This window comes from Trinickia soli (assembly GCF_002879855.1).
In the GTDB taxonomy this organism is placed as follows: domain Bacteria; phylum Pseudomonadota; class Gammaproteobacteria; order Burkholderiales; family Burkholderiaceae; genus Trinickia; species Trinickia soli.
The window spans coordinates 69,407-86,064 of sequence record NZ_PNYB01000001.1 but is presented as its reverse complement, the minus strand read 5'-3'; the positions used below and the strand labels follow the sequence as shown (position 1 = coordinate 86,064).

Sequence of the window (16,658 nt, the reverse complement as noted above, 5' to 3'; positions counted from 1 at the left end):
TCATGAGTTCGTGAAGAAAGCTTCGGTCCCCGTTCCGCCATCGGCCGGTGCGCCGGTTTCGTTGGTCGCGGTAGGGGCGATGGGTAACCATCGTCCCTACCGCGACCAAACAGAGGGAGTCGCGCTCAGTCAACTCATTACATTTTGACGGCCTGTTTCTGTTACAGCCTCCAATTTAGTTACAGCCATCCTTGGACACGGTGGGCTTTGCTCTATAGCGTTGTCCAAATTGCGCAGGACGCGCCGGAGCCATCATGCTGAAATACCTGTCAAAAATTTTGTTATTCGCGGCGAGCGCGTGTGCTTGCTCGACCGCATTCTCCGGTGAGCCGACGATAACTACAAATCCCTTGCTGTCCAACCTGCGGCCCTGGTGCATCGGCCGGTTTATGTTCAACCGACCCGCTGCAAGCGAGATTTCAAATCAACGGTATGAATATGACGGAGACAGCCTCCAAACCCAGTATAACGTATCGCTTGAATCGTTCCAGGCGAGAGTCGGGGCCCGAGAGCATGAATTGCGCAGCAAGAAACGTATAGATCCTGGAAATCGAAACAACGAAACGAATCATGCTTGGTTGGAGAAAATACTTTCTCCGACTCATTACTCGCGCGTATTCATTTACCAGGATGCTGAAACCGAGGGGGTTGACCTCCCATTCGATACAGAGAGCTATGTATACGCAGGCGGCACGCTTTTTAGGATCACCGGCCGAATCGGATCGACGGCAATCGACAAGGCAGCCAGCATTTACGACGACGAGATTCGTCGCTTCAAGGCTCGCGATAACTGGACAGTACCAGCGGAATCTGGCTTCTGCTTTGACGGTGGGATCGTGACAGGCTCGTCGACGACGACAGAGGAAGCCAGCCAGTCGTTCGCGCTGATGCCCGGACGCCCCGCGCTACTCGTAATTCAGATGCGCGATTCAGTCGAACAGGATCAAAACGAGCCCCTGACCAAGACATTACCCGCTCTGCGTGCCCAACTGTCCCGGCAGCCGGGGCACTACCGCATTCTTCGCGAGGGCAAGCGCGCCATCGCCGGCATGAATGCAGAAGAAGTCTTGTTCGAGATCCAAGACGGCGGGATCACTTCCTATCGGTTTTACTTGCTCGCACCGGGCGACCCGAGCACGTTGGCGAAGCCCCACACCGCCGTTCAACTATTGCTTGGCGCAAGCAGTCCCGATCTGACGCCAGAACAAGCCACCGCCCCTGTCGACGAAGCCGGCGCGCTTCAAGTGTGGGACACGTTGTTGAACAGCTTGCATCTGCGCCCCGGCGCGGTGTAAAGGGAGTCGCCTATGCGCCGGTACGATATTGTCAAGGGCGACAGCACGACCGCTGGCGGCATCGTGCAGAGCGGGGACGGCAAGGATCTGATTGGAGATCGCGAACAGGCATACGAGAACGATCCCGTTTGGTGTCCTGCCTGCAAAGCGATGGGCAAGATCGTGTGCGATGGTCCGCGGATTTCAACAACCGGGCCGGACGGGCGACAAGCAGCGCTGAACGACGACCTTTGCGCCTGCCAGTGCCCAACGCCGCCTCGGCTGGTCGCGTCGCAGTCGGTGTCGTATATCGAGGTCTAAACCAAAAGAGGAAATGATGATGATGCGCACGTTGATTGGAATAATGATGACTTTGGCTCTTGTGATAACCATTGCTGGTTGCGGTTCGATCCAAACGATCGGCGTTGCCGGCTGATGGTTCTCCTCATTCCGTAAGGTGCCACGCCCGAGCTCGGCCATCCCACCTCCAACGCTGTCGCTTTATCATCGTGACGGTATCGAGCGTCGACGCAAAGGCGGTAGTCCCGGCGTTGCGTCGTGCGCAGTTCAACGATCATCGTCGCGCTCGACTGCACTTTCCCGTCGTCGGTTAAAAGAAAAGATCGAGCTGGCGAGGATCAATCTCGCCGTCCTCGGCCGTTGGGGATGGCGCTCGATCGATGCGAAAGAAGTCGGGGCTCACCCCGGCATTTTTCGCGGCGCGTAGCCACGTCGGCATCTCGCCTTGGCCGTTCCACTCGTTGCCGCGAGCATCGCGAAAGACGGGGCGGTTCTCCAGATCCTGCTGGATGGAATCAGCGATGGCTTGCGGCGTAATGCCGAACTCATCCATGCGACGTCGAATCCACAAGATCAGGCGCTCGCGAGCCTCTTCGTCGGGAATTCGTCCTTTCACCATAATTCAGCTTCCCTTGGCGTCAGTCATCGTCGCGGTGCCGGCGCTTCTCGGCCGGCACCTGACTGACGAACTGCTTATAGGCACTAATCCAATCGTTCGCGATCGCCCGCTGCGCGTCGGCGAGCGACATCCGCCCACTGCACACCAGATGTTTCAGCTTGTTCTCGAGGCGATCTTTGGCATACGATCCCCATCCTCCAACGACATGGTGCGGCTCGGGCCACAGGTTTCGCGGGTCTGTCGGCGACCCACCGAGTTCGAGACTCACGAGGTGATCTTCCTCGTAGTCGCGCAGCCGACGGTCACTGTAGCCATAGGCCACAATCTGTTCACGCTTCAGGCGCTCCGTGTAACCTTCTTCCGGCCGAATCGCGCGCGTATACCCCTTCACGCAGATCGTCGAATGAATTGTCGATTGCGTCACATCGCGATTCAACGCGCCCGGCGTCATCCGGGAATTCGGGGCCGCTTGCGACAGCGGGAACAGAACACCATAAGCTCCTTCCGCGTCGTCCACACCGCCGGCGTTGCGTGCGGCGTATGCACTTGTACACAGCAAGCCTGCCGTTGCGAGGACGGCGATCGTAAACTGTTTCACTACGCTTTCGGTTTTCCGGTCTTTCAGATGGCGAAGGCGGTGCGATCTTTGCCTGCGATCCACCGGGGTTCGCGGCCCATCCCGCTCCACGTTGCGCCGCTCACGGGATCGCGGTACTTCGCCTGCGAAGCGCCCCGCTTATACGCGTCTCGCTTCGCAGCGAGGTCGCCCGCGGTAATGTCAAATTGCTGCATCAGTTCGCGAATCGTCGCGATTGCGTGACTCCGCTCCTCATTCCTCGCCGCTGCGATCTGAGCGTCAAGTTCTCGTTGCTTGGCTAGTAATTCTTTGTAGGTCGGCATGCTTTCGTTTTCATCGGCTACCGGCCGCTGCGGAGCGCTCGCGCGCCTGTTTTCCGAATCGTTTAGTTGGCCGATTTCGACGGCACCGACGCGATCTCGACCAACGCCCCCGGCTTCACATCGCTCGTGCCGATCCCACATCCCTGTTCGCTCTCACGGTCTGCGTGCAAAACTGAGGTGCGGATGAGATCGATAGTCGGCTTGTTCCGCGACTGGAAGCGGACGGTCCGGATTCCAGCTTTTTCAAGCCGACTATCGCGTACGTTGTCCTTTGTGCGTGAATGTGTCCTGTCGTCCAACTCCACGACAGCAACCACCTTGCATCGCGAATCGCAGATGACATAATCAACACGCTGTTGCGCGATCCGTAGGCGATCACTATGTGCGATCTTTTTATCGCCGCTCGATGCTTCCAGCAGAGCCGACATGGCGACCTGGGGGAAAATGTAGTGCGCAGGCAGCGCCTTGACCAACCTGTCGAAAAACTCCAGCTCGTTGTCAGTCAGGAGGTTTCGACGCTTGTAGCTCCCGGTGCGGCCATTGGCCTTCAGCCGAGCCAGTGCGGCAAGTATGACAAAAACTGCGACGACCACGACCACCATAGCAAGATTGATCTTCATACCTTGTTTTCCGTCCCGTTATTGGCCTGGCGCGACCTGCTCGATGACATGCGCGAGGCCATGAAGCGCAGGGTGGAGGCGCTCGCCTTCCTCGCGCAGCTTCGCGAGGACGTTTTGATCAACGGCACCCGGCCCGTAGGCGTCGCGGATCAGAGCCTCGCGGTGCTCGTCTCCGTTTCGACCTGGCTCGGTGAATTCGACGAGGAACGAGAGCATGTAGCGAAACACGCCGGCCACCTTGTCGTCCGTGGACTGAATCGTGATCCACTGTCTGCTCAGGCCTGCGTGGAAGTCATCGAGCGCCCTGCGTGCCTGTGCCTGCTGTGCGTCGCTCAGACGGTCGGCCTCCTCTGCAATCCAACCATCCACCTGCGCCTCGATTTGCTGCCCGAGAAGAACCTTGGTCCACTCGGGGCCGATCTGCGTTGTGAAGTAGATCATCGTCCGTTTTCCGATTTAACGGGAGCCGCTGACAGCGAAGCGAACGCCCGCTCGATGGTCTGCGTAGTGCGCCTCGACGTTGCGTTTCGAAAGGCAATCCGTTGCCACGCTCGCCGGCGCGCCGAAGTGCAGCACCAAGGCGTCAGCTGCATCGGCCTTATGGAAGCAAACCGGCTCATCGGACACGATATCGCCGTCTTTGTCGTGCAGGTCGATCCAGACCTCGCCGTCTTCCATTTCCTGACCGTTGTTCGGCAAGGCGCGATCGTCGCTGAGCGCCGCGGCGATCAACCGCTTACGCTCGGTTTCCGACACTTCCGTTTCCATCACTTCGAGCAGCTCGCCTTTATAGGCGACTTTCGCAATCAGTGTGAACATCAAAAGCTCCCGTTTTTCGTTTTCCACTGTTACCGGCCAGCCTGCTCGAGCGGCACCCGCATCGCGCGATCGCCGGCGTCCCAGGCACTCTCCAATTCCCTGCATGAACTGCGGACACCGATACGCGCGCCGCGGTCGACGCGGTGCCAGTGGCACTGGTCCGCCCTCGAGCTCGTCGTGGCAAGCGTGGCTATCCGTGCATCCGCATCCGCATCCGCATCCGATGCATGTTGCGTCGTTCGCCACCTTGTTGCCCAGACCTCCCACGAGCGCTTCGCGTCCCTCCTGGGTGATAGCACCTGCCTTGTTGTATCCGCGACGCTGAAGGGACATAAGCGAGCGGTTTTCCGTGCTGTCCTTAATCACACGCCATCACGCTTGCTCGAGCGCGAACTGTGCGTCGCGAGCATCCATCGAATCGTCTTCATCGCATTTTCCCTTGCACTGGCGAGGCCGGCGATTCCTGTTGGAGATATTCTCCGCTAACCAAACAGCGCCGCACTCAGCCACTCAGGACACCGCGTATTCGCCATGATCGCCAGCGCTATGAGCGCGACGAACATGCCAGCCCAGAAAAGCTTGTCGAATTTGCTCATCATTTTGACGCTCCTCGTAAGATTGGTTGTTGCTCTGCAATTTGAGCAGCGCCCAGAGAACTCATCAACATCAAAACGTGCGTCAAACCGGCCATCTTTCCCGCGTTTTCCGTTGTATCAAGCGACCGCGGTGGCTCGGCCGTTGTTGGTAAGGTGGCAAGCAGCCCAAACCGAAAAACCAAGCAGGATTAGGAGCGGTCCGAAATTTTTCAGATGCAGCCAGATGCGGAACGAAACTGCGTGGGCTACAGCGATATTCGCTATCGCGAGCGCAACGTAGAGCCCCCCGGTCCAAGCGTTGAGTCGTCTCCAAAAAGATTCCGGCCTGTCAAGCAAACGTCCCCATGCCAGGTACAGCAGCCCGTTACCGCCGCGCAGCAAGCTCGCGAACAAAAGCAGCGCGAACCAGGCGAACACGATGGTTGGATGCCAGAGCGTCCACCGGCCCGCATACAACACGGGCTTCAACGGCGTTACCAGGAAAAGTGCCATCAATGCCAGCGACGCACAAAATTCGCTGAGCCAGACCCGCCAAAATATTCCCCAAGCCATTTTTATCCCCGATGTGTAATGGCATCTGCCCTGCTTTTTTCCCGTTTTCCTATGCGCCCAACGCGTGCTTCAAAGCGTATCCAGCGAGTGCCTTGATAGCGTCGAACGTCAGCTCTATGCCCTTTGTCCGAGCGGTCGATTTGATCGATTCCCAAATTGTGGTGGATCGCATGGTATCGAGCAGATCGTGGCCAGCCATAGTGAGGCGCGGCGCAGACGAGCCGTACGCAAAGTGATTGTCGGCACCTCGGAGTACTTGCGGGCCTTCCACGTAGCCACTGTCGATGAGCAGTTCCAAGTGCCCGGCAATTCGCTCTTCGATAGCCCTTTGATCTTTCGCGAGATCATCGTAGGCTTCCCACGTCAGGTCGTCTGTCCATTTCGGTGCGTCTGGGATATCCGCGAGCACGTCCCGGCCTTCTTCTATGTCCGTCAGCTGCTTTCGCAGTAAGTCCCAATCTCGCTTCATATTCCCTTCCCGTCGTTTTCCGATCAATCAACGCGCTGCATGCGCGGCAAGTCGAGTCGGCCAGATGCGACCGCCGGATCGTAGCTCACCGCGCACTGGAGTTCACCGCCCAGTTTGCTGAGCGAAAAAACGCTGCCACAGGCGACGCAGCTTAAGCGCCGGTCGCCAGACTCGGAAGCAAAGCCGTAAAAACGCAGCGCTTGAGCTGTGCAGTTCGGGCATGCCCCCAGCGCGCGAGGTTTCAGGCCCAGGCGGACGCGCCTTTCCCACTCGCACGTCGGGTCGAGTTCGCGAAACCAGGCTCGAAACTTGGCCGTCCAGTTCGCGATCGCAGTGTAGTCGACCCCCAACCTGTCGGCCGCTTTCGCATACGAAATCTGTTGAGAAAGCAGCCTCACAAAGGCCGGTAGCTTCGTCTCGTGGCGCAGACGTGCGAGCGGCGTGCCTGTGAGACGGTTATAGCGTCGCCAACAGTCGCGGCACAGGAACGTCGGACGGGGCAGGCGCGTGTGCGGGCGGCTAGCGAGAATGGTCTCACGACTCCCACAGTGCGGGCATGCTGGGGGCACCTCGCTCTTTGAGCGCGCGTCACGCAACGCGCGCAATACGAAGGCGCTAAATGTCCGGTCCTCCGTATCAGGAAGCGGTCGGCCACCTTTCGTATAGAGGGGCGCGTTCGGATCGAAGCAACGTATTGTCGGCGTCACCTGGCTTTTCCTATTCGTGCCCGCGCAGCTGCTTGAGCGATTCATCCAGCACATCGGCCGCGCTCGCGTGCAGCTCGGCCGTTGCCTTATCCAGCTCGATGCCCGAGGGCATCTTGTGCGACTCGGCAACGTCCCGTAGCGCGTTGATCGCGAGTCGAATGGCATCGGCAACCGTCAAATCGGGAATAGCGGATTTCCAATCTGTTCATGGGCTGCCGCTACCACGGCAACGCGCAACACAAACGCCAAGCACGCGCACAGGCCTTCGCGGCCTGGGAAAAGGCTTCGTGCGTCCGCATGCCCGCGTAAGCCGATCCATTACCTTCTCCCTTCGCCCTCGCTCCTGCGCCTACCGAACAACTTGACAATACCGTCCTGGCACTACCCCTTGAACGGGTTCAGCACGCGGGCACCTGTTCCAGCGAAATCATCGACGTTCCGCGTCACCACAATCAGGTCGTGAATCAACGCAGTTGCCGCGATCAACTTGTCGAGCGAGTGTTCGGGATGAGGGACGCGCAGGCGTCCCCATAGCTGCCCTATCTCCTCGTCCACCGCCAGAACGTTCGAAGCAAACTCCCGACGCACGCCATCGAGCCATTTTTCAAGTCGCGTTGCCTGGGGCTTGTCGCCACGATGACGAATGATTTCCACACCGCGCCGCAGTTCGCCAATCGTTACCACCGAGAGGTACAGATCGGCATCATCCTGCGCCGCCTTGCGGAAGAAAGCCATTACGCCCTTGTCCGCTCGATCCCGCTTCCGTATTTCGCTGATGACGTTGGTATCAACCAAATACATTCGCTGCCTCACCGTCATCCACGCGCGCAAAATCGGCATCAGTTCCGACGTTCGGAATGCTCATCAACACTTCTGCGAACGTCTTGCGCTGTGGAGCGCGTAGCGCCTTTGCCAAAATCTCGCGATGCTCGGCTTCGGCGCTGCGCCCATGGGCTGCGGCCCGCTCGCGCAGGCTTTGGACAAGTCCCTCATCCACATTTCTAACCAGGAGATTTGCCATGATTTACCCCAACATTCGAATTGCTATCAATGATAGCATGCCGCGCGAGAAGTGCAAGCATTGATAGCAAATTCAGGCGACACGCCATCACGCGCTGCGCGCGAGTGCCAACCTGACAAGTTACGGCTCCAAACGGCTGCGCCTTTCGCGCTCCGCAGGCCAGCCTAGATCACCCCGCTCACAATCGCTGCCAGCCGCACCGGATCGGCCTCGATGAGGTTTTTAACGGCAGACAGGCTAGAAACGCCGATCAGCGTCTGGATGAGTTTCAGCGACCGACCTTGCCGGTGAAGTTGGACAGCAAAGCTGCGCCGGGCAGCCGAAGCGTCACCGCCTTCGATGCCTGCCTGCTGGTGCAATCGCCGGACAATCTCCGTCAAGGACTCGCATGAATAGCTGATCGCGCCGCTTCCAGTGACGCGCCGCGTGAACGTGAATGGCTCGCCGTCGCCAGCCCTAAGCAGAGGGCTATGAGGGTCGAGCCCGCGATACGCGGCAGGAGTGGTAGTGACGCCATGCCGCGCCACAAGTCGGTACGCGAGGTTTTCCTGCGAAACCTTGATCAGAGCTCTATTACCTTGACGAGACCCCGAACCGCGCGGGCGCGGGGCCACGGTACCCACCTGAGGCTATCGAGTTCGACGGGCAGTTCGCTCATCGAACCGTACCGCACGGGATTACTGCCACGTGGCGCCCAAACGCCCGGGATATCCACTCTAGCGAAGCGCGTCACGCCGACAATGATGCGTCGTTCGTACCCAGGCTCGTCGCGCGTGTAAATGCCCTTCCCGATTTCCCCGATGAAGAACGCTGCACCGTGCTCTTCCTCTCCCCCGGGCTCCTCGTGGCGATCGTTGCGGTTGCGCGCGGCAATCACATACCGGCATCCGCCCACGCGCTGAGCGTCCGCGATCCAATACGCGACGCCTCCTCGGCGGACAATCTCTTCGACCGAGTTGGCGGTCAGCACCATGAATACATCTTCGATCGACCTTGCCATAGTTTTCCGACGTACCATTTACAGCCCGAAGGCCTCGATCAACTCGACTCTCGAGCATGGCCTGGGCAACGTATTCAAGATGCCGATAATCTCGTTGGTGCCTCTAGCCCATTCGTAGGCATTCGCCACTTTGAAACAGCCGTGGCGCCGACGCACCTCGTCCCAAGGGCCGCAGTACTCGTAGTCACCGTCGAAAACGGCTCGAAAAAAAGCCTCTGCCAGCCAATCGCCTCGATCCGACATGCAGCGCGTACATCGCGAACGCAAAGTGCGCAACGCTTTCTTCATCCGCTTGTACTGCTTCGCATGCGCGTAGCGGCCAATCCGGCCCGCCAGTCGTGGCGCTTCACGGTTGTAGTTCTGCCGCAGCTTCAGGCCATGCCGCGCAGCAGCCTTCACCAAATGTTCTCTGCAACGTTCGAGCAAGCGCGAATCGGTGGGATGCGCAAACGCCTTCTCCATGACCGTCGTATCGACGATTACCCGCTTCAGGCTCGACGTCTTGATGACGTTCCCTCGTTTGGCCGCCTCGATGGTCTCGGCCAGCAGTTCTTCCACACCAGCCTCGCCTAGCCGCTTGCGCCAGCGCGTCAGGCTCGACGGATCGATCGGCGGCTGCGTCTGTAAGAACGTCTCGCCGGTGAACACTTGCCAGTACGGGTTCTCAAGCCATTGCCAAACGACCTCCTCGTCCGACAGATTGAACGCGTGCTGCAAGTACAGCAGCCCTGCAATCAAACGCGGCGAGGTTGCCGGTCGCCCGCGGGGCGACACAAAGCTCGCGCTCATCGCCGTGCTCAACCGATCCCAGTCGATCAGATCGGCAAGGCCAATCAACGGATGCTTCAAGTTGATCTGCTCGCGCAGCGGTTGACGGAAAAAATCTCCCTGTGGCACCGGCGTCTTCGAACCCATCCACACCTCGTCAGGATTTGCAGGATTCACGCGTCAATATGCCTGCTTCCTGCAAATCCAACAACACCGTTTCGCCCTCACGGCCTGATTGCACATGCCTCACAGGATTGTTCAGGTCCGACTACCTAGCCTGCGCTGTGGCCAACCAGACTATTAGCCAGCATTGCGGGCAGTGCCGCGCGCGCCGCCAAAGAAGAACCGCCGAGAGGCGCGGGCGATTTCAAAGAAACCGAATCGCGCGCACTTCGTCGGGTTCGAGCACAAGTGCTTTGCGCGCTGCGTCCATCTCACGTTTGCCACCCGGTTGCACGAGTTTTCTGACGTCGGGCCATACACTGCGTCCGGACACCGTGCGCACGATGGCACTCACCGCGCCCAAACCCGCGCAAACCGCCACACCGAGGAGCAATGGCTCGACGACGACATGGATGCTGCGTTTGACGAAACCCATCAGCCCGGCAACGATCGCGCAAACGATCTGGGCAGAAAGCGTCGTATAGATTTCCCGGCGGGCGCTAACGACGTCCGCGGTGCGCACCAGATACACCGAGCCATCCTTCACATTCCGGATACCCAGGATCGCCAGACGATCGGGAAGCTCGATGTATGCCACATCCAATCGATCGCCCGTGCCGATGAACAGCTCGCGCGTCGTGCCCGTCTTGAGTATCAGCGGCCGATCGATCGAATCGAGCCGTACCGTGATTTGTTCGTCCTGATCGGTCGTGGGCCCCAGATTCGGACTCCAGACGTCAATGACGATCGGCTTCTGGCTCGCCGATATCACGCCCCCCGAAATGATTTGGACAGTATCGATCGTCATCGATCGCTCCCTTGCGCAACAAACCGGTACGGTTCGCTCTGCCAGCGCTCCTGAGCTTCGATCCGTGCCGGATTGAGCGAACTGATCAGTCCACCGATCGCGATCGCGCAACCGAATAAGCTGATGATCGCTATGAGCAGAGCCAGAAACGTAATCGTCGACGCGGGAATCCCCACGGCGACAACACTCAGCGAGAGCAACGCCAATGAAATGGGCAGCAGCGTCAAATTCCGCTGTCTTTGCCCGAGCAAATCATAAGGAGGCAAGCTGCGTTCGATGCCCCTCATCCACGCGATATGGCGCCGGCCGCGCTCGTCGAAGGCACAGACTCGCACCGCCATGCCCGGCTGCAATTGCTCGATATGCTGGAAGGCTTCTCGATCGAGGTCGCCGCGAGCGGCGAAATAGCAACCGTCGCGCGTCGTTACACGATAGAGTTCGACGGTTTTCTCGTCGGCGCGGCTGAGGACGAGGTTGGCCTCAATGCGCTCTAGCGTCGTGTCGATCAACGTGGTTTTCGGCTGCTGATTCATGAATGGAAATCTGCATGGGTTTGCTTACCGACGCTTACCGGCGCCCACCGGCTTGCCACTTCGATCGGATCGATCCAAGAAAAACAATCGCAGCCACACATTCGGCGGAAGCGACTGCGAGGCAGCGAGCGCACTATACACGAGCCGTAACGAGATTTCGGCATGCTGTAATCGATACTGCCCGCATTGTTCATTCCGTTCCTCGGGAAAGCCTATTCGCGCTCGCGCGAATACACCTGCGACAGCATCGGCGCCTATCTTTCGAAGGATCTGCACGCATCGCGCACCGCGCTGCAGATGCTCGGATGGAACAAGGAAGCATGGTGCCGCCGATCTTCGGTTTTCTCACGGAGATCTCGCGCACGCATCCGCGCTTGACGCGCCGCGTGGCCGCCATTCGCGACGGGGTCGAGCACGCTACGAGCCCGCGAGACCGCATGCTCGAGGCTGAACCGCGCTTTTAAATCGACTCGTTTAGCCGGCGCTTTAAATCTGCATCAAGAATCGGGCGGCCCTCACGGCCGCCTGCGCCTACCGCGTCTAAGGACTAAGGCCTCAAGCCTCGCGCTTCGACCTCCGCCATTGTGCGAACGTGGTCAGCCCCGCATCGATCTCGGATGCGTCGAGCCGCGTCAGACTATATAACGCGCCTTCCCAGCCCGGAACGGGAATGGGCTTCGCCGTTGGAATGAACGTCAGCGCGGGATGATATGCCTGATACGGCCAAAACAGCGGTATGATCGAGCGATCTTCCAGCCCCTGTCGCAACCACTTGGGACCGTCCGCGTCCGCCACCGTGTCGATCTGAAACGCCCATTCCTCCGCATCCCAAGCAATGAAAACACTCGGGTTGGCCATGGCGTCGAACATCAACACCGCGTTCTGTTCAGGACGCCAGTAATACTCCACCAGTTTTTCGCGAGCAGCCAATTCGCCGAGCAAGTCGAGGACCCTCGGATCGGCGTAGGCAGTCCCGATATCGTGCACACCGATGTGGCCTCTCGCCGCGCAATGCTTTTTGTTCGCTTCGGCCAGCACGGCCGCCAGCTTGCCAGGCATATCGGCATCGGTTTTTCTTAAATACACATCGATCAACCCTGCGTTGAAGGCATCCACCGCCTCCCGATAACCTGCCGCACCGGTGAGCAAGATTTTGGTGCATTCCACATCGCCGATCGACGAGAGAAACCGGATGCCATCCATTTCCGGCATTTCGTAGTCCACCACCACCGCGGCGATCTCTTCAAACCTCGATTCATCGCTGAGTGCGTCCCGGCCCAATGCATTGGAGGCCCGTTCGATTTCCGAAACGTTGGTTCCCGCAATGCGGACAGCGGGCGGGCGGCGATGGCGAGACGCCATGAAATCGAGCGCGGCCTGCGGTTTCGAAAAAAACCAGTTCAACTCGCGATCGCGAAAGATCCCCTGCAAACCGTGCAGGAAATCCTCGCTGTCGTCCAGAAAAACGACCGATGCAGGGTGAAGCATGGGCTGCCTGACAAACGGACTCATTCCAACCTCAACCAAAGGGACGGGTATCGACCGGATGGCCTAAACAATGGCCGCCGGCCGTACGCAAAGAGCCGACGGGGCGATTATCCCGTACCCCGTCTAGATCAGGCAATCCTATCATTTTATGCAAATATCCACATCACAAAGGCCGATGCACAGCCTGCGTTCACGCCAACTTAATTGGATCATCTGCATTTTTGCGCTGTCCGCAAGATAAATGTTGCATGAACTGCAAGAATCGCGCATTCCCCACTTCCGGGGAACGGGCCGCTACCGCTAGTAGCGATTTTTTTGCAGGACTATTTCATGTCGACACGTGACGCAATTCCCCAACTCCTGTCCACCGGCGCCGCATTGCTGACGCCCCTCGCGGCGGACGTTGCAGCCAACAAGACCTTTCATCATGTCATCGACATCTATCTGAAGGATTCGAACGCCTATATGAACACTTACTTCTCTCGCTACTTCGAATGGCAGGGCATCTGCCGCGAGCGTTGGTTTCACCAATGCGTGAATGACGACATGCTCGGCATCAAGGGGGCATTTGTCACCAAGCGCGCGCATCAAGAGTACGTCCAGGAGACGTTCCCGTTCCAGCGCGTGGATTGCTACCTCAACACGCTCGAGGTCAAGCAATGCTCGGCCTATTTGTTGTTCCGCTTTTACGTGGACGGCCGGCCCGTTTCGATGGGGTATCAGCAAGTCGTGTTCGCGGGCCCGGACAAACGCATTCGACGGATGCCCGGCAACATGGGCGAGCGGTTCATGGAGTACCAACTGATCGCCCCGCCGGGGACGAAGCAAACGAACTAAACGAGCTGATTTACCCGAGGCGATAGCGTCGTGATGAAGGCGATGGATCGTGCCGTCCGCGATCCATCGCCGAACCGGGCTCGGGTAGCCGCAAGATGAAGGTTGTATGCTCGCCCAGTTCCGACTCGCAAGCGATGCTGCCCCCGAATGCCTCACACACGCGCCGGCAGAACGTCAAACCCACACCGGATCCGCGGCCAGGTGCCTTGGTGGAATAAAACGGCTCGAAGATCTGCGCTAGCACATCGGGCGCGATGCCCGGCCCCGTGTCGCTGAAGCGCAGGACGCCGAAACCGTCGCTACTTTGCGCCTCGATATGAATGTCGCCCTTTCCGCTCGCCTGAATCGCCTGGAGCGCGTTCTTCAACAAATTGAAGAGCACGAAGATCAGCAGCGAATCCGAACCTGAAAACTGAAGCCCCGGATCGATCCGAACCGTGGACACCAGCTCTCGTTCGCCGGCACGAAACGGAAATCGGTCAAGCGCCGCGTCGACACACGCTTTGATGGAATAGGCCGCGAAACTGCGTTTGTCCAATCGCCGCAAGGTCAGCAAGGCGAGCGACATCTCCATCACCACGCTCGTGCTGTTGACCTGACGACGGATAGCCGACGCGAGGCCCGGCAGTCTATCCGGCTCATCCAACGAATACAGCTTGTCCTCGCACAGGCGATGCTGCACCGCCAATCGATATCCGCGCATCAGTTCGGGAAGCGCGCTGCGCAACTCGTCGGCATGCATGCCGATCGTCGCGAGCGGAGTGGCGACCTCATGCGCCATCGTCGCCAGCAACAAGTACGGCCCCATCAAACCATAGCGAACGATCGCGACGGCGAGAATGCCCAAACTGAGGGTGATGAAAACGAATCCCGACGGATAAAAGCCATACCCGTAGTTGACGGCGTAGTCGACCGCCGCAAACGAATAGATGACGACGCCCAGCAGGCAAAAGCTCAGCAGCTTGCGCACGCCCGCCGCCCGTGCATCGCGGCGGGCAGTGAAGATCAGCCACGCACTGCGGCTCACCACCAGGACCGTCTGGATCACGTGGATGGGGTGAAGCCGGCCGGCCCTCGGGTAATCGCCGAAGAAGTGCGAATTGAAACCGTCGACGATGCGATTACTGGTGATCAAGAGTATCGCGAGCACGATGCACAGGGCGTACGACGCGAGCAGCGCGGAGCGCTCGCTGCGGCGCGAAACCACTTCTACGGAAAAATGATAGAGCGTGGTAGGCAGGAACAGGATGAAGAAATATCCGACCTTCACCAGCACAGCCGCCGTGTCCGCATGGGTGGTTTGAAACAAGAAGGCCCAAGCCCCTTGCCATACGAACGTCGTTGCGCACATCGCGACGAAAGGAACCGAAACGCGCGTCACGCCCTCCGTGATCAACACGTAAAGGCCGAAGCCAAGAAACAACGCCGACACGAATGCGGGCAATAACGAGTACATGGTGGTCGTTCACATTGACATTATTCTCGCGCGCCGATTCACGCACGTTCAGCCCGCACTGCCCCCATTGCGCCGAGTCTGCCGCCAGCGCCGTGCGCCAAGGCCCGCGAACGCGACGCCGGCCAACGGCAAGATACGCTCGAAAAAGCCTGTCCAGTCGAAGCCGAGGGAGTTGGCAATTCTCGCTTCGTCGGCCTTTTCCTGATCGGTTTTGGGCCCCGTGATGTAATCGGTCAGCGCGAGGGTGGCGGTGGCGTCGCCGTCCCGATAGTCAGCGTAGGCTTGTCCGGGACGGAAGGATAACCGCCCGACAAGTTCATCGAAGGTCTTCGTCAAGGCGATCGCGCGGTTCTTGCTGTCGTCGCCATCGAGTTCGAGCTGCATGCTGACCGCGTCACGTCGTCCCAGCTTCACCGCGTTCAGATAGGTGGTATCCGAAATCGCTCCCGTGCCGACCACCGTTTCCTTATCGATCCAATCGAGCCGGCGCTGGCCCGCATCCCATCGCGGCTCCCGCACCCATGTCACCACCTTCATGTTGGAAATCTGCGAGCGCGCCGAGGCATCGAATACAGAGGGGGCGCCGCGAAAGTCCATCGTCGACGCGAGATCCGCCGGATCGAGATGGACCGAACTCGTATCGATGTAGCCTACCCGGTCGATTTGAAGCCCCATGGACCAGCTGCCATCGTTCGGTGCGACCAACGCCGTGATCGGCTCGTCCTCGTCGCTCACCGAATCTGCGGCAGGATCGGACGCGCCGTTTCCCGCGTGTTGCGACGGCGGCAACGCACGAAAGCCGGCGGGAACGGCGAATGATGCCACCTGCCCGAGCTGTACGGCCGCCGGCCCTTGCACCCAGCGGGGATCGTGCCAGAGTTCGGACGGGATATCGGCATCACGCGGCGCCGATGCCGGGCCAGCCGCAGCCGCACGGCTTGCGGCGACGTCGTGGCGAACAATGCGATGGGCGCTCGCCGGCGATGCATGGCTTGGAAGCGCGGCCAGCAAAAGCGCAAAAGATACGGCGGGTACGGCAGATTTCCTCGGAATAACGAATGTAGCCATAATAATGTGTATGTTGTTGTGGCACGCGGCTATACCTATCCTTCCCACGTATTGAAAGGCGATGAAATTCCGGACGACGCAGAAGGATAGCGAGACATTATCGTTCAATTTCGATTCGACCGTGGTCTCTATGTATGCATTGCACCAAGAACAACGCAGCCGATGCCCGCTTCGCCCATCAGAGATATAACCGTCGGCTAAAAAAAGACAGACCGGTTTGAGCGATAATTCCGGTACAACCCGTTTTCATGTCGTAATACTCGCCATCACAGGAGAGCCCAATGCAGAAAGGCTACTGGATGGTTCGCGTCGATGTAACCGATCAAGAGCAGTACAAAGCGTATGTGGCGGCAAACGCCGAACCGCTCAAGAAATACGGCGGGCGCTTTTTGGCTCGGGGCGGCCGGTTTGAAGTGCCGGAAGGGATGACACGCGCGCGCAACGTTATCGTCGAATTCCCGTCGTTTCAGGCTGCGGTCGATTGCTGGCACTCGCCGGAATATCAGGCGGCAATCAAACTGAGGCTGCCGGCCCCGACACTCGATATGGTTATTGTCGAGGGATACGACGGCCCGCAGCCTGCTTGAATCGGCAACCGCTCACGGGCCAATCCACCCAACTTAAGCGATCGTGACGTCAGCATGTTTTGAACGCCATGAAC

24 protein-coding genes and 2 pseudogenes are annotated in these 16,658 nt (G+C 59.0%); 6 read left to right on the top strand and 20 right to left on the bottom strand.

Translation table 11 applies throughout. From position 1 onward, the window contains the following. Positions 1-254: 254 nt before the first annotated feature. Complete coding sequence (locus tag C0Z19_RS28145; protein ID WP_158242929.1) at positions 255-1,295, top strand: T6SS immunity protein Tli4 family protein; 1,041 nt, start codon at positions 255-257, stop codon at positions 1,293-1,295. 12 nt (positions 1,296-1,307) lie between these two features. Next, positions 1,308-1,595: a PAAR domain-containing protein gene (locus C0Z19_RS00430; RefSeq protein ID WP_102607828.1), complete on the top strand. Its 288-nt coding sequence runs from the start codon at positions 1,308-1,310 to the stop codon at positions 1,593-1,595. 289 nt (positions 1,596-1,884) lie between these two features. Here the strand turns inward: C0Z19_RS00430 and C0Z19_RS00425 are convergent, their stop codons facing one another. The 10 genes from C0Z19_RS00425 to C0Z19_RS28135 all read right to left on the bottom strand — a co-directional run bounded on the left by C0Z19_RS00425 (position 1,885) and on the right by C0Z19_RS28135 (position 7,034). Then, complete coding sequence (locus tag C0Z19_RS00425; RefSeq protein ID WP_233195930.1) at positions 1,885-2,127, bottom strand: H-NS family nucleoid-associated regulatory protein; 243 nt, start codon at positions 2,125-2,127, stop codon at positions 1,885-1,887. Positions 2,128-2,212: 85 nt separating this feature from the next. Next, positions 2,213-2,791, bottom strand: coding sequence for a hypothetical protein (locus C0Z19_RS00420; RefSeq protein WP_233195929.1), 579 nt, complete (start codon positions 2,789-2,791; stop codon positions 2,213-2,215). Between the two features lie 23 nt (positions 2,792-2,814). After that, positions 2,815-2,985, bottom strand: a complete 171-nt coding sequence (locus tag C0Z19_RS29135) for an H-NS family nucleoid-associated regulatory protein (protein WP_438947144.1) — start codon at positions 2,983-2,985, stop codon at positions 2,815-2,817. Positions 2,986-3,155: 170 nt separating this feature from the next. Next, positions 3,156-3,713, bottom strand: a complete 558-nt coding sequence (locus tag C0Z19_RS00410; protein ID WP_102607825.1) for a DUF2726 domain-containing protein — start codon at positions 3,711-3,713, stop codon at positions 3,156-3,158. Between the two features lie 18 nt (positions 3,714-3,731). Further along, positions 3,732-4,154 carry a hypothetical protein gene (locus C0Z19_RS00405; RefSeq protein ID WP_102607824.1) on the bottom strand — a complete coding sequence of 141 codons (423 nt, stop codon included), beginning with the start codon at positions 4,152-4,154 and terminating at the stop codon, positions 3,732-3,734. A 15-nt stretch (positions 4,155-4,169) separates the two neighbouring features. Then, positions 4,170-4,532 (bottom strand): hypothetical protein, encoded by a 363-nt coding sequence (locus C0Z19_RS00400; RefSeq protein WP_102607823.1) that lies wholly within the window; start codon positions 4,530-4,532, stop codon positions 4,170-4,172. Positions 4,533-5,245: 713 nt separating this feature from the next. Further along, positions 5,246-5,680, bottom strand: a complete 435-nt coding sequence (locus tag C0Z19_RS00395) for a septation protein IspZ (protein WP_102607822.1) — start codon at positions 5,678-5,680, stop codon at positions 5,246-5,248. 49 nt (positions 5,681-5,729) lie between these two features. After that, positions 5,730-6,149, bottom strand: a complete 420-nt coding sequence (locus tag C0Z19_RS00390) for a DUF2513 domain-containing protein (RefSeq protein ID WP_102607821.1) — start codon at positions 6,147-6,149, stop codon at positions 5,730-5,732. 23 nt (positions 6,150-6,172) lie between these two features. Further along, complete coding sequence (locus C0Z19_RS29130) at positions 6,173-6,547, bottom strand: DUF746 domain-containing protein (protein ID WP_158242928.1); 375 nt, start codon at positions 6,545-6,547, stop codon at positions 6,173-6,175. Between the two features lie 319 nt (positions 6,548-6,866). After that, positions 6,867-7,034 (bottom strand): hypothetical protein, encoded by a 168-nt coding sequence (locus C0Z19_RS28135; RefSeq protein ID WP_158242927.1) that lies wholly within the window; start codon positions 7,032-7,034, stop codon positions 6,867-6,869. Positions 7,035-7,045: 11 nt separating this feature from the next. Here C0Z19_RS28135 and C0Z19_RS29125 point away from each other — a divergent pair. After that, positions 7,046-7,165: pseudogene (locus tag C0Z19_RS29125) on the top strand (IS6 family transposase); the annotation flags it as partial. A gap of 72 nt (positions 7,166-7,237) precedes the next feature. On the opposite strand, the gene C0Z19_RS00380 reads toward C0Z19_RS29125, so the two are convergent. The 7 genes and pseudogenes from C0Z19_RS00380 to C0Z19_RS00350 all read right to left on the bottom strand — a co-directional run bounded on the left by C0Z19_RS00380 (position 7,238) and on the right by C0Z19_RS00350 (position 11,148). Next, positions 7,238-7,657, bottom strand: a complete 420-nt coding sequence (locus C0Z19_RS00380; protein WP_102607819.1) for a type II toxin-antitoxin system VapC family toxin — start codon at positions 7,655-7,657, stop codon at positions 7,238-7,240. Continuing rightward, on the bottom strand, positions 7,644-7,877 hold the full coding sequence (locus C0Z19_RS00375) for a FitA-like ribbon-helix-helix domain-containing protein (protein ID WP_102607818.1): 234 nt from the start codon (positions 7,875-7,877) through the stop codon (positions 7,644-7,646). Before C0Z19_RS00375 ends, C0Z19_RS00380 begins: the two co-directional genes overlap by 14 nt. Before the next feature lie 164 nt (positions 7,878-8,041). Further along, positions 8,042-8,257, bottom strand: coding sequence for a hypothetical protein (locus C0Z19_RS28395; RefSeq protein WP_175083972.1), 216 nt, complete (start codon positions 8,255-8,257; stop codon positions 8,042-8,044). Positions 8,258-8,439: 182 nt separating this feature from the next. Continuing rightward, positions 8,440-8,877, bottom strand: coding sequence for a hypothetical protein (locus tag C0Z19_RS00365; RefSeq protein WP_146011967.1), 438 nt, complete (start codon positions 8,875-8,877; stop codon positions 8,440-8,442). A 234-nt stretch (positions 8,878-9,111) separates the two neighbouring features. Next, positions 9,112-9,792: pseudogene (locus C0Z19_RS00360) on the bottom strand (IS5 family transposase); the annotation flags it as partial. Positions 9,793-10,012: 220 nt separating this feature from the next. After that, complete coding sequence (locus C0Z19_RS00355; protein ID WP_102607816.1) at positions 10,013-10,615, bottom strand: hypothetical protein; 603 nt, start codon at positions 10,613-10,615, stop codon at positions 10,013-10,015. Beyond that, positions 10,612-11,148 carry a hypothetical protein gene (locus tag C0Z19_RS00350; RefSeq protein WP_102607815.1) on the bottom strand — a complete coding sequence of 179 codons (537 nt, stop codon included), beginning with the start codon at positions 11,146-11,148 and terminating at the stop codon, positions 10,612-10,614. The genes C0Z19_RS00355 and C0Z19_RS00350 overlap by 4 nt, the downstream gene beginning before the upstream one ends. 305 nt (positions 11,149-11,453) lie before the next feature. Here C0Z19_RS00350 and C0Z19_RS28550 point away from each other — a divergent pair, with 305 nt between their 5' ends. After that, positions 11,454-11,612 (top strand): hypothetical protein, encoded by a 159-nt coding sequence (locus C0Z19_RS28550; protein ID WP_233195928.1) that lies wholly within the window; start codon positions 11,454-11,456, stop codon positions 11,610-11,612. A gap of 91 nt (positions 11,613-11,703) precedes the next feature. Here the strand turns inward: C0Z19_RS28550 and C0Z19_RS00340 are convergent, their stop codons facing one another. Then, positions 11,704-12,660, bottom strand: coding sequence for a response regulator (locus tag C0Z19_RS00340; RefSeq protein ID WP_102607814.1), 957 nt, complete (start codon positions 12,658-12,660; stop codon positions 11,704-11,706). Positions 12,661-12,966: 306 nt separating this feature from the next. On the opposite strand from C0Z19_RS00340, the gene C0Z19_RS00335 reads away from it, so the two are divergent. Continuing rightward, positions 12,967-13,473, top strand: a complete 507-nt coding sequence (locus C0Z19_RS00335) for an acyl-CoA thioesterase (protein WP_102607813.1) — start codon at positions 12,967-12,969, stop codon at positions 13,471-13,473. A gap of 10 nt (positions 13,474-13,483) precedes the next feature. Here the strand turns inward: C0Z19_RS00335 and C0Z19_RS00330 are convergent, their stop codons facing one another. Both C0Z19_RS00330 and C0Z19_RS00325 read right to left on the bottom strand, forming a co-directional pair. Then, on the bottom strand, positions 13,484-14,929 hold the full coding sequence (locus tag C0Z19_RS00330; RefSeq protein ID WP_102607812.1) for a sensor histidine kinase: 1,446 nt from the start codon (positions 14,927-14,929) through the stop codon (positions 13,484-13,486). A gap of 48 nt (positions 14,930-14,977) precedes the next feature. Further along, complete coding sequence (locus C0Z19_RS00325) at positions 14,978-15,997, bottom strand: DUF2167 domain-containing protein (protein ID WP_102607811.1); 1,020 nt, start codon at positions 15,995-15,997, stop codon at positions 14,978-14,980. Positions 15,998-16,296: 299 nt separating this feature from the next. On the opposite strand from C0Z19_RS00325, the gene C0Z19_RS00320 reads away from it, so the two are divergent. Next, entirely contained in the window at positions 16,297-16,584 is a 288-nt protein-coding gene (locus C0Z19_RS00320; RefSeq protein ID WP_233195927.1) for a DUF1330 domain-containing protein, read from the top strand. Positions 16,585-16,658: the final 74 nt, after the last annotated feature.

Bases quoted from the DNA above. Each gene is read 5' to 3' on its own strand.
- C0Z19_RS28145 (WP_158242929.1), top strand. From the start codon at position 255: ATGCTGAAATACCTGTCAAAAATTTTGTTATTCGCGGCGAGCGCGTGT.
- C0Z19_RS00430 (WP_102607828.1), top strand. From the start codon at position 1,308: ATGCGCCGGTACGATATTGTCAAGGGCGACAGCACGACCGCTGGCGGC.
- C0Z19_RS00425 (WP_233195930.1), bottom strand. From the start codon at position 2,127: ATGGATGAGTTCGGCATTACGCCGCAAGCCATCGCTGATTCCATCCAG.
- C0Z19_RS29135 (WP_438947144.1), bottom strand. From the start codon at position 2,985: ATGCAGCAATTTGACATTACCGCGGGCGACCTCGCTGCGAAGCGAGAC.
- C0Z19_RS00410 (WP_102607825.1), bottom strand. From the start codon at position 3,713: ATGAAGATCAATCTTGCTATGGTGGTCGTGGTCGTCGCAGTTTTTGTC.
- C0Z19_RS00405 (WP_102607824.1), bottom strand. From the start codon at position 4,154: ATGATCTACTTCACAACGCAGATCGGCCCCGAGTGGACCAAGGTTCTT.
- C0Z19_RS00400 (WP_102607823.1), bottom strand. From the start codon at position 4,532: ATGTTCACACTGATTGCGAAAGTCGCCTATAAAGGCGAGCTGCTCGAA.
- C0Z19_RS00395 (WP_102607822.1), bottom strand. From the start codon at position 5,680: ATGGCTTGGGGAATATTTTGGCGGGTCTGGCTCAGCGAATTTTGTGCG.
- C0Z19_RS00390 (WP_102607821.1), bottom strand. From the start codon at position 6,149: ATGAAGCGAGATTGGGACTTACTGCGAAAGCAGCTGACGGACATAGAA.
- C0Z19_RS00380 (WP_102607819.1), bottom strand. From the start codon at position 7,657: ATGTATTTGGTTGATACCAACGTCATCAGCGAAATACGGAAGCGGGAT.
- C0Z19_RS00375 (WP_102607818.1), bottom strand. From the start codon at position 7,877: ATGGCAAATCTCCTGGTTAGAAATGTGGATGAGGGACTTGTCCAAAGC.
- C0Z19_RS00365 (WP_146011967.1), bottom strand. From the start codon at position 8,877: ATGGCAAGGTCGATCGAAGATGTATTCATGGTGCTGACCGCCAACTCG.
- C0Z19_RS00355 (WP_102607816.1), bottom strand. From the start codon at position 10,615: ATGACGATCGATACTGTCCAAATCATTTCGGGGGGCGTGATATCGGCG.
- C0Z19_RS00350 (WP_102607815.1), bottom strand. From the start codon at position 11,148: ATGAATCAGCAGCCGAAAACCACGTTGATCGACACGACGCTAGAGCGC.
- C0Z19_RS28550 (WP_233195928.1), top strand. From the start codon at position 11,454: ATGGAACAAGGAAGCATGGTGCCGCCGATCTTCGGTTTTCTCACGGAG.
- C0Z19_RS00340 (WP_102607814.1), bottom strand. From the start codon at position 12,660: ATGAGTCCGTTTGTCAGGCAGCCCATGCTTCACCCTGCATCGGTCGTT.
- C0Z19_RS00335 (WP_102607813.1), top strand. From the start codon at position 12,967: ATGTCGACACGTGACGCAATTCCCCAACTCCTGTCCACCGGCGCCGCA.
- C0Z19_RS00330 (WP_102607812.1), bottom strand. From the start codon at position 14,929: ATGTACTCGTTATTGCCCGCATTCGTGTCGGCGTTGTTTCTTGGCTTC.
- C0Z19_RS00325 (WP_102607811.1), bottom strand. From the start codon at position 15,997: ATGGCTACATTCGTTATTCCGAGGAAATCTGCCGTACCCGCCGTATCT.
- C0Z19_RS00320 (WP_233195927.1), top strand. From the start codon at position 16,297: ATGGTTCGCGTCGATGTAACCGATCAAGAGCAGTACAAAGCGTATGTG.